The sequence below is a fragment of the Streptomyces sp. H27-H5 genome (assembly GCF_026627505.1).
Classification (GTDB): Bacteria; Actinomycetota; Actinomycetes; order Streptomycetales; family Streptomycetaceae; genus Streptomyces.
On sequence record NZ_JAPNLK010000051.1, the window covers coordinates 60,776 to 69,567 of the forward strand.

General features: G+C 72.2%; 9 protein-coding genes. 3 read left to right on the forward strand and 6 right to left on the reverse strand.

Features of this window, described 5'->3' with window-relative positions; genetic code table 11:
* The first annotated feature begins 85 nt into the window (after positions 1 to 85).
* Positions 86 to 1,489, forward strand: a complete 1,404-nt coding sequence (locus OTB19_RS24755) for an FAD-binding oxidoreductase (RefSeq protein ID WP_267800589.1) — start codon at positions 86 to 88, stop codon at positions 1,487 to 1,489.
* A 63-nt stretch (positions 1,490 to 1,552) separates the two neighbouring features.
* Here the strand turns inward: OTB19_RS24755 and OTB19_RS24760 are convergent, their stop codons facing one another.
* A complete protein-coding gene (locus OTB19_RS24760) occupies positions 1,553 to 2,341 on the reverse strand; it encodes an SDR family NAD(P)-dependent oxidoreductase (protein WP_267800591.1) in 789 nt (262 codons plus the stop codon).
* Positions 2,342 to 2,434: 93 nt separating this feature from the next.
* On the opposite strand from OTB19_RS24760, the gene OTB19_RS24765 reads away from it, so the two are divergent.
* Positions 2,435 to 3,034 carry a TetR/AcrR family transcriptional regulator gene (locus tag OTB19_RS24765; RefSeq protein ID WP_267800593.1) on the forward strand — a complete coding sequence of 200 codons (600 nt, stop codon included), beginning with the start codon at positions 2,435 to 2,437 and terminating at the stop codon, positions 3,032 to 3,034.
* A gap of 136 nt (positions 3,035 to 3,170) precedes the next feature.
* Here OTB19_RS24765 and OTB19_RS24770 read toward each other — a convergent pair whose 3' ends face one another.
* From OTB19_RS24770 to OTB19_RS24785, 4 genes are all read right to left on the reverse strand, one after another.
* Positions 3,171 to 4,883 carry an immunity 49 family protein gene (locus tag OTB19_RS24770; protein ID WP_267800594.1) on the reverse strand — a complete coding sequence of 571 codons (1,713 nt, stop codon included), beginning with the start codon at positions 4,881 to 4,883 and terminating at the stop codon, positions 3,171 to 3,173.
* Positions 4,884 to 5,011: 128 nt separating this feature from the next.
* Positions 5,012 to 5,404 (reverse strand): hypothetical protein, encoded by a 393-nt coding sequence (locus OTB19_RS24775; RefSeq protein WP_267800595.1) that lies wholly within the window; start codon positions 5,402 to 5,404, stop codon positions 5,012 to 5,014.
* Between the two features lie 394 nt (positions 5,405 to 5,798).
* Positions 5,799 to 6,164 carry a darcynin family protein gene (locus OTB19_RS24780; protein ID WP_267800596.1) on the reverse strand — a complete coding sequence of 122 codons (366 nt, stop codon included), beginning with the start codon at positions 6,162 to 6,164 and terminating at the stop codon, positions 5,799 to 5,801.
* 73 nt (positions 6,165 to 6,237) lie between these two features.
* Positions 6,238 to 7,131: an NAD(P)H-binding protein gene (locus tag OTB19_RS24785; protein WP_267800603.1), complete on the reverse strand. Its 894-nt coding sequence runs from the start codon at positions 7,129 to 7,131 to the stop codon at positions 6,238 to 6,240.
* 106 nt (positions 7,132 to 7,237) lie between these two features.
* On the opposite strand from OTB19_RS24785, the gene OTB19_RS24790 reads away from it, so the two are divergent.
* Entirely contained in the window at positions 7,238 to 8,188 is a 951-nt protein-coding gene (locus OTB19_RS24790; protein ID WP_267800598.1) for a LysR family transcriptional regulator, read from the forward strand.
* An 87-nt stretch (positions 8,189 to 8,275) separates the two neighbouring features.
* On the opposite strand, the gene OTB19_RS24795 is transcribed toward OTB19_RS24790, so the two are convergent.
* Positions 8,276 to 8,506, reverse strand: coding sequence for a hypothetical protein (locus tag OTB19_RS24795; protein WP_267800599.1), 231 nt, complete (start codon positions 8,504 to 8,506; stop codon positions 8,276 to 8,278).
* Positions 8,507 to 8,792 lie beyond the last annotated feature (286 nt).

Sequence of the window (8,792 nt, forward strand, 5' to 3'; positions counted from 1 at the left end):
GGCAGTGGGCGGGGGCCCGGGCGCGCCCGATTGCGGTGCCCGTCGTGGGGCGGGACGCTGGAAGTGTCCGCTGTCAGGAGATGCCATGAACGGCACGACGCTGGAGGCGATGCGGACCGCGCTGCGCGGCCCGGTCATCGGCCCGCAAGACCCGGAGTACAACGAATCCCGCAAGCTCTACAACGCGATGATCGACCGGCGGCCGGCCGCCTTCGTGCGGTGCGCCGACGCGGCCGATGTGAGGGCCGCGATCGGCCTGGTCCGCGACAGTGGCCTCGACATCGCCGTGCGCGGCGGTGGCCACAGCGGCCCCGGCCTGTGCCTGGTCGACGACGGGATCACGCTCGACCTGTCGCCGATGCGCTGGGTCCGGGTGGATCCGGAGGCGAGGACCGCCATCGTGGGCGGGGGCACCCAGCTCGGCGACCTCGACCACGCGGCCCACGGCTTCGGCCTGGCCACACCCGCCGGGATCATGTCGACGACGGGAGTCGGCGGTCTGACCCTGGGCGGCGGCCACGGCCACCTGACCCGCAGGTTCGGCCTCACCATAGACAACCTGCTGGCCGCAGACGTGGTGCTCGCCGACGGCACCTTCGTCACGGCGAGCGCCTCGCAGCACCCGGACCTCTTCTGGGCGCTGAGGGGCGGCGGAGGGAACTTCGGCGTGGTGACCTCCTTCACCTTCCGACTGCACCCGGTCGACACGGTGGGCGTGTCCATCACGCTCTGGCCGGTCGACGCCACGCGCGAAGTGCTGCGCTGGTACCGCGAGTTCCTGCCGGCGGCGCCCGTGGAGCTGAACGGCTTCTTCGCCGCGCTGGCGGTGCCGCCGGGCCCGCCGTTCCCCGAGGAGATCCACGGGCACAAGATGTGCGCCGTCGTCTGGTGCTGGACCGGCGATCCCGAGGACCTCGGCGATGTCCTGGCCCGCGTGAACGAACCGGGGGCGCCCGCCTTCCACTTCACGACCCCGATGCCGTACCCGGCCCTGCAGACCATGTTCGACGAACTGATCCCCAAGGGCCTGCAGTGGTACTGGCGCGGTCACTTCTTCGACCGGATCACCGACGGGGCGCTGGACGTCCACCTCAAGTACGCCGAGAACCTCCCGACCGGCCTGTCGACCATGCACCTCTACCCGATCGACGGCGCCGCTGCCCGGGTCGGCAAGGACGACACGGCATGGGCCTACCGCGACGCGGTCTGGTCGGGCGTGATCGGCGGCATCGACCCGGACCCCGCGAACGCGGAGCTGATCAGGCAGTGGGCCGTGGACTACTGGGAGGAACTGCGCCCGCACTCGATGGGCGGCACGTACGTGAACTTCATCGGCGCGGGGGAGGACCAGGACCGGGTGCGCGCGACCTACCGCGACCACTACGACAGGCTGGCGGAGATCAAGAGGACGTACGACCCGGACAACTTCTTCCACGCCAACCAGAACATCGCCCCCGCCGGCGCGGGCGGGGTCCCGTCCGACGCCTGACGCGCGCTCTCCGACCGGACCCGTCCGTGAGCCCCCTCCGCACCGTTGACCGGGAAGCCGCGGTCAGGCCTTCAGGGCCCGACCCGCGACGGTGAGGGCGAGCCGGCGGGGGGCCAGACCGGAGGCCAGGGCGGAGAGGCGGTTGCCGAAGCCGGCGACCACGCTCGCCGGGGTGGTGCCGCGTTCGAGGGCCCGGCGGGCGGTGGAGACGACCTGTTCCGAGGTGGCGACCGTGCCGACGACCGCGTCCTGACTTCCCACGACGTCGAAGAACTCGGTGCTGGTCGGCCCCGGGGAGACGGCGAGGACACGCAGGGCGCTGCCACGGGTCTCGTACGCTATGGCCTCGGTGAAGCTGAGCACGAAGGCCTTGCTCGCGCCGTAGACGGCCATCGCCGGAGTGGGCTGGTAGGCGGCGGTGCTGGCGACGGCGACCAGCGCGCCTCGGCCGTCGGCCACCAGGTCGGGCAGGAAGGCGCGGGTCAACCCGGCCACCGCCGCGATGTTGAGCTGGATCATCCGGTCGACCTGCGCCGCGTCCTGCTCCAGGAACGGGCCGTGGCTGCCGAATCCCGCGTTGTTGACGAGCGTCTGGATCCGGATGCCCCGTTCGTCGAGCTCGGCGCGAAGGGCGGCGCCCGCGCCGGGCAGGGACAGATCCGCGGCGATCGGGGTGGCGCTGATCCCGTACCGCTTCTCCAGTTCGCCCGCCAGCTCCGTGAGCCGGTCCAGGCGCCGGGCGACCAGCACCACGTCGGCGCCGCGCTCGGCCCACTGGCGGGCGAACTCGGCTCCGAGTCCCGCACTCGCCCCGGTGATCAGGGCCACCGTGCCCCGGTACATCATCGACATGTCGGCTGCTCCACTTCCATGGGTTGCGTCATACTCAATGTAGGCACCGACATCATTGTAGTCAATGACAACATCGAGGCAGAGGAGACCGCCTTGGCCGACGGCCCGTACCACCACGGGAATCTCAGGGCTGCCCTGCTGGAGCGGGCGGAGGTCATCCTCACCACGTCGGGGGCGGAAGGCCTGACGCTGCGCGGCCTGGCCCGCGAACTCGGCGTGAGCCACGCGGCGCCGGCACGTCACTTCCGCGACCGGCAAGCCCTCCTGGACGCACTCGCCGTCAGCGGCTTCACCACCCTCAACGCCCGCCTGGCCTCGGCGGCCGGGGGCGGGGGAGGTGGCCCGGTCGGGGCGAGACTGGCCGCGCTGGGCCGGACGTACGTGGACTTCGCGGTGGAGCACACGGCGCTGCTGGAGCTGATGTTCGCCGTCAAGCACGCCGACGATTCCAGCGACGAACTGCGCGAGAGGGGACACGAGAGCCTGCTCATCGTCGCCCGGCTCATGGAAGAGGGGCAGCAGACGGGAGCGGTACGACCCGGCGAGCCCGTTCAGCTCGCACAGGTCGCCTTCTCCACCGTGCACGGCCTCGCGACGCTCGCGGTCGCCTCGCTCCTCGACGACACTCCCCTCGCCGAGGCCACGGAACTGGCCCTGGAGATCCTGCTGGCCGGCCTGCGACCCGGCGCCTGACACACGGACGCCGCAGACTCGGCCCCCGCCCGGCTCCCCCTCCCGCGCACGGGACGGGGAGCCGGGGTTCGACGGGCCCGGCCGCCCGACGCACCGCGTCAGACGAGCCAGGGGGCCGGGGCGACGAGCGCGGTCCTCAGGGGATGTCCTCGATCCGCTGCCGGTCGAGGAGGTAGGCGGGCAGGTACGGCTGCTTCGGATCGACGGGGAAGCCGTGGTCGTGGGCGAGGCACGCCATCGCGAGCGGCCCGAGTGCCACCCGGGCGCGCGGCGCCGCCGAATCGCCCCAGTAGCCGCGGTGGTCCGCGAGGGCTTCGGCGAGCGCCTCGGCGAAAGCATCGTGGTCACCCGCGATGAGGCGGTGGAAGAGAGCCGCCGGGTGGAAGTCGACCCGGTTCACGAAGTCCGCGGGAGCCTGCGCCACGACCTCGGGCACCGAGGTCTCCATGACGGCGACCAGCTTCGGCACGGCCTCGTCCAACGAGCGGTCGGAGAAGTACGTCTGGAGGGTGTCGATCCAGTGCAGTACGTACTCGTCGACGGAGTCGTCCTCGCGGAGCCGGGCCAACGGCACGCGGCACAGGCGGTGGATCCGGTCCATCTGGCGGCAGGCCATCGCGAGGTACACGGCGTCGAGCCAGGCCCGGGCATCGGCGGGCGGCTCGGCGGGAATCGCCGGCAACCGGGTCACGAGGTCCTCGCCCAGGTGGCACTCCTGCGGGCCCGCACCGGTGAACAGCGCGGAGCCGAGCTGCACGGCGGTGGCCCAGGCATCCCAGGTGGTGATGTTCGCGAGGTTGGGGTCATCGGCGCAGCGGGCATGGCCGAGGGCCAGGACATCGGCGAAGGCGTCGCCCAGACCTGCCGGGTCCACGGGCTCGCGCGCGAGGCGGCCCGTCGACTCGGCCGCCACGCGGGCGAGATCGGACATCTCCGAGGCCTGGGCCGCGGCGGGCGTCGCGAGGCGCCCCGCCCGGTCCAGCCGGACCAGGCCCTTCATCAGGCCGAGCAGCCGCGGCGGCGGCCGCAGCGAGAAGGTCCGGGTGTCCTCGTCGATGACGGTGAGCGATGTCAGCGCGCCGTCGTGCCACCAGTACACCCGGGGGGACAGCTGTCCCGGCCCCTCCTCGTGGGCGCTGAGGGCGTACGAGGCCAGACCGTTGAGCGCATCGACCACGGAACCGTCGGTGATCGGGTGGTAGGCCAGCAGATGCCGGTTGGGCACGATCACGAGGGCGCCGTCGCGCGGCAGCGGCTCGCCGGTCACCTGCCGGGCCGCCTCGGACAGGAACAGCGCCTTGCTCGCGACGAAAGGCGAGTCACCGTGAAGGGAGTGCAGGCGCGCCCGCCCTCCGACGGACACTTCCTCGTGCGTGACGGGCACACCCATGAGGTTGGCGTACGCGGCCCGCCCCAACTCCTCCGGCCCGGCTCGCTCCACGTCCGCGTCCGTGAGGATCCGCACGCTGGTGGGTCCGTCGAGCGCGTAGGCGAAGACGAGCCCGTCGGCGACCGTGCGCGCGTAGCGCATGCCGGCGACGAGGTCCTGTGTGAGCGAGGCGAGGGGCAACAGCCGGGCGTGCGTGCCGCGCAGGAGCTCCTCGGCGCTCTCGCCGCCGGTGCTCGCCCGCCGCAGGGCCGCGAAGTGGGCGGCGACCAATTCGGGCCAACGGCTCTCCGAAGCCTGGCCGCACGTGTGCCCGAGGCCGAAGAGGGAGTGGTGGTGGCCGTCCCGGGAATAGGGGGCGGCCAGTTCCCTCAGGTACGAGGCCTGGGCGGTGGTCAACATCGGCAACTCGGCGTCCGCGCCGGGGGTGCCGGGGATCTCTGAAGTATTGTCGCGATTCATCCCCTCGACTCTACGACGCGCGCGAACGACGTTCCCCGGCCGGGCTGTCGGCCGATTCCGAGGTCGGGTGACGGCCGGGGCCCGGGAGGTCGGGGGCTGCCGGCAGGCCGTGTTGTCCGGCCGCCCGGTCAGGCCGCGGGTGTACGGCGGGGGCGGGGCGCCGTGTCGAGCAGGGCCCAGACACGGCGTCCGTCGGGTGCCGCATCGGTGCCGCAACTCTCCACGGCACGTACGGCCGCGAGTCGGGCCAGCACGGCGTCCTCCGGGGCACAGGTCCGGTGACTGAGCGCCACCAGCAGGATCTTCCGGTCCTGGTCGGCGAGATGGAGACTCACCCGCTTGCCCCCGTCGGCGACGGCCGTCTCGACGAGGATGCGCACGGCCGCCGCGAAATCGTCCGCGTCCACGGCCGAGTACCCCCAGGAGCGTGCTCTCGCCAGCGCCTCGTCGGCGGCCTTCCGCGCGGCCCACTGATTCGTCGCGAACGTCAGGCCGGCTGTCCGACGGTTCCTGATCTGCATGCGCGGCCGCGCCCTCACGGCCGGCTGGTGGGTCTTCGTGTCGGGCGTGGGTCGGGGAGGTTGCGCGGGCCGCGGCTGCGGAGGTGGGGACTTCGGCGGATGATCCGGCGGCAGTTTGGGTCCCGTGGCCTCTGGCGCGGTCATCTCGTCCTCCCGGAGTCGGGGTACCGGCACTGCCGTTCATCCTGGCACTCTCCGAGACCACCGGAGGGCAAACGCCCGCACTGGCGCGGGTCACCGTCCTCGGCCGCGTTGACGGCGGGCCCGGAACGGGCACGCCGGGGTGCGTCCGATGGCCGCCGGCCGGCCAATACGGGTCAGACGCGCTCCGGGCGCTCCGCCCCTTCCCGGCGCCGACCTCGCGGAAGGGACGACGACGCGGTGTGGCGGTGTGTCAGGTGGCGATGGTGGCGACGGGTTCGAGGCCATAGGTGCGGGCGTAGCCGTTCTCGGTGCCGACGAGGAGGTCGACGATCTCGAAGTAGCGTTCCCAGAAAGGAGTTTCGCGCAGCGCGTCGATGAGGAGCTGGTAGGCGTGGTGGTCTTCGGCCTCCCACATCCAGACGTCGGTGACGCGCGCGGAGTAGAACTCGGTGTCGTAGAAGCGCGACCGGACACCGGTGGTCTTGGCCTCGATCACCGGCAGCACCTGGGTGGTGAAGGCGTTGACGCGTTCCTGGACGGTCAGGGCGAGCCACTCGGGTGTGGTCTTGACGAGCATGAACGCCGTGACCAGTGGTTCGGTCGTGACTGCGGGCATGGGGGTGCCTCCAAAGTGGCGTTTGGGCAGGGTGACTTGGGCGCCGGGTGTGTTCCGGCGACGGCGGTGGGCTTCAGGAGAGGACGGCGGGCTTGAGGACCCGGGTGCACCACTCCTCGAAGTGGGTGGGGGAGGAAGTGCCCGGGGTGCGGGCGACGCCGGCGTCCAGACCCTGGTCCTTGGCTCGCTTCATGTCGACGATGCCCTGGACGAACGCCTCGTTGAGGCCGTAGCCGACGAGGGTGGTGTACAGCTCGTCGAGCGGCTGCCTTTCGTAACGGACGGGGCAGCCGAGCTGTTCGGTCATGATGCGGGCCAGCTCGTTGGGGGACAGGTCCTGCGGGCCGAGGACCGGGACGCTGTCGGTACCGGTCCACGAGCGGTCCAGCAGCAGGCCGGCGGCGACGGCCGCGATGTCGGCGCAGGCGACGAAGGGGGCCTTGCGGTCGCCGTCGACGACGTCGACGAAGACGCCCTTGTCACGGATCGAGTCGGACTCCTCCAGGAGGTTCTCGAAGAAGGACGCGTTGGCCAGGGACCGGTAGGCGACGCCGCTGTCGGCGATGAGGTCGTCCAAGGCGAGGGAGGCGGTGACCAGGCCGGCCCGGTCGGCGAGCGGGGTGCCGCGGCCGAGCGCGGAGACGCCGACGACATGACCGACGCCGTGGGCGGCGAGCGCCTTCACCGCGGGCCCGCTGAAGCGGCTGTAGGCGTCCTGCGGGGTCAGGGAAGAGTCCGGGGGAACGAGCCAGAAGACCGCGTCCGCACCCTCGAAGGCCCGGTCGACGACCTCGGCGTCGCCGTGCGAACCGGTGATCACCTCGACGCGTCCGCGCACCGCGTCCGGCAACCGGGCGGGGTCGCGCACGATCACGCGCAGTTCCTCGCCCGAGGCGGGGGCGGACTCCAGGAGCAGGGAGAGCAGGGAACGGCCGATGTTCCCGGTGGGAGCAGTAATGACGATCATGAAAACCTCGCAGGTCGTGCCGGTCGGTACGTCCCTCATCCTGCGGAGGACCCCGGTGCTGCCACAATGGGAACATCGGCACGCAATCATTGACTGAAATGGAATAATGCTGGTGAACAGCCCGGACTCGGCCCTCGATGCCAATCTCGCCATCGCGTTGGATGCCCTGTTGGCCGAGCACAGCGTCACTCGGGCCGCCGCCCGTCTGCACACCTCGCCCGCCGCCATGAGCCGCACGCTCGCCCGACTGCGCCGCACCCTGCAGGATCCGCTGCTGGTCCGGGCCGGGCAGGCGATGGTTCCCACCCCGCGCGCCCTGGCCCTGCGGGAGGAAGCCGCGGCCGTGGTGCGGAGCATCGGGGCCCTGCTCAGCCCCGATACCGCCGTCGACCCCGCCACCTTGCGCGGCACCTTCACCCTTCAGGCCGCCGACCTGGTCGGCGCGGCACTGGCCCCCGGACTGTTGCGCCTGGCCGAACAGGAGGCGCCGGGGGTCTCGTTCCGGCTCCGGGCCGAGGAATTGGAGGCCGGCCCGGCTCTGCGGGACGGCCGGATCGACCTCGAGGTCGGGGCCATCGACCATGTGGATCCCGAAACCAGGGTCGAGGAACTGGTCCGGCTCCGTATGGTGGCGGCCGTCCGGCCCGGCCATCCGCTGACCGAAGGCCCCGTGACCCCGGCGCGGCTCGCCGCCGCCCAGCACGTCGCGGTCAGCCGGCGCGGCCGGTTCACCGGCCCGCTCGACACCGCCCTGGCCGAGCAGAACCTTCAACGGCGGGTCGGCATCGTCCTCCCCAGCCACCTGGCCGCCATGACCCTGGCCGCGCGCAGCGACATCGTCTGCCTCGTACCTGCCGCGTTCCCCGGCGACGCCCCCTCGCCCCTCACGGGCGACGCCATCGCCCTCGGACTCCAACTCCTGGACATTTCGGTGGCCTTGCCGACCGTGAGCGTCGGCATGGCCTGGCACCCCCGCCACGCAGCCGACCGAGCCCACCACTGGCTGCGCAACGCCATCCGCCGAACCCTCCGCACCCCGGGGAGCCCCACCGCATGATCTGACGGAGGCCCCGGAGCGGCCCTCTCGGGGCGGGGTCGGACCGGTGGGGCAACGGCGCCCGTGCAGTCGGAGGGGCGCCCGGCGTTACGGAGTCTCGTCCGCCGGCTCCTGATCGTGGTGTCGGCGAGCCTGTTCGATCAGGCGGCGCAGCAGGCCGCGCGCGGTGGCGATCTCGGCCGGGGAGATGCCCTCGGTGATCACCCCGTGGGCCCGGGTCGCGCGCGTCGTGATCGCCTCCAGCGTCCGGTGACCGTTCCGCGTCAGCGTCAGGAGGGGCGAGCCCTTGTGGTCGGGGTTGGTGCGGAAGGCCGCCAAGTCCTCGTGGACGACCGCGAGGCGCTCCTGACGGCCCTCCGGATCGGGTTCGCCGCCACGGGGGCGGGGAACGCGTCGGGCCCCCGCCCCTTCGGGGGACAGGGGCCCGACGCGTCGACCCGTGTGGCTCGCGGGCCGTGCGGCTGCTTCGTGGGGTGACTAGTGCTGCACCGCGAAAGTTCGTGGAGGGGTGTTGGTCAGGTCGGCTGGTCGCCGAGGTAGAGGTAGCAGGCGCAGTCGAGGCAGTCCTCGGGACTGCCGAAGGGCAGGCCTGAGGGCAGGAAGT

What these genes read in the sequence shown, in the direction of transcription:
- OTB19_RS24760 (WP_267800591.1), bottom strand. Translation starts at nt 2,341, where the DNA reads ATGTCGATGATGTACCGGGGCACGGTGGCCCTGATCACCGGGGCGAGT.
- OTB19_RS24780 (WP_267800596.1), bottom strand. Translation starts at nt 6,164, where the DNA reads ATGCCCGCAGTCACGACCGAACCACTGGTCACGGCGTTCATGCTCGTC.
- OTB19_RS24775 (WP_267800595.1), bottom strand. Translation starts at nt 5,404, where the DNA reads ATGCAGATCAGGAACCGTCGGACAGCCGGCCTGACGTTCGCGACGAAT.
- OTB19_RS24770 (WP_267800594.1), bottom strand. Translation starts at nt 4,883, where the DNA reads ATGAATCGCGACAATACTTCAGAGATCCCCGGCACCCCCGGCGCGGAC.
- OTB19_RS24785 (WP_267800603.1), bottom strand. Translation starts at nt 7,131, where the DNA reads ATGATCGTCATTACTGCTCCCACCGGGAACATCGGCCGTTCCCTGCTC.
- OTB19_RS24755 (WP_267800589.1), top strand. Translation starts at nt 86, where the DNA reads ATGAACGGCACGACGCTGGAGGCGATGCGGACCGCGCTGCGCGGCCCG.
- OTB19_RS24790 (WP_267800598.1), top strand. Translation starts at nt 7,238, where the DNA reads ATGCTGGTGAACAGCCCGGACTCGGCCCTCGATGCCAATCTCGCCATC.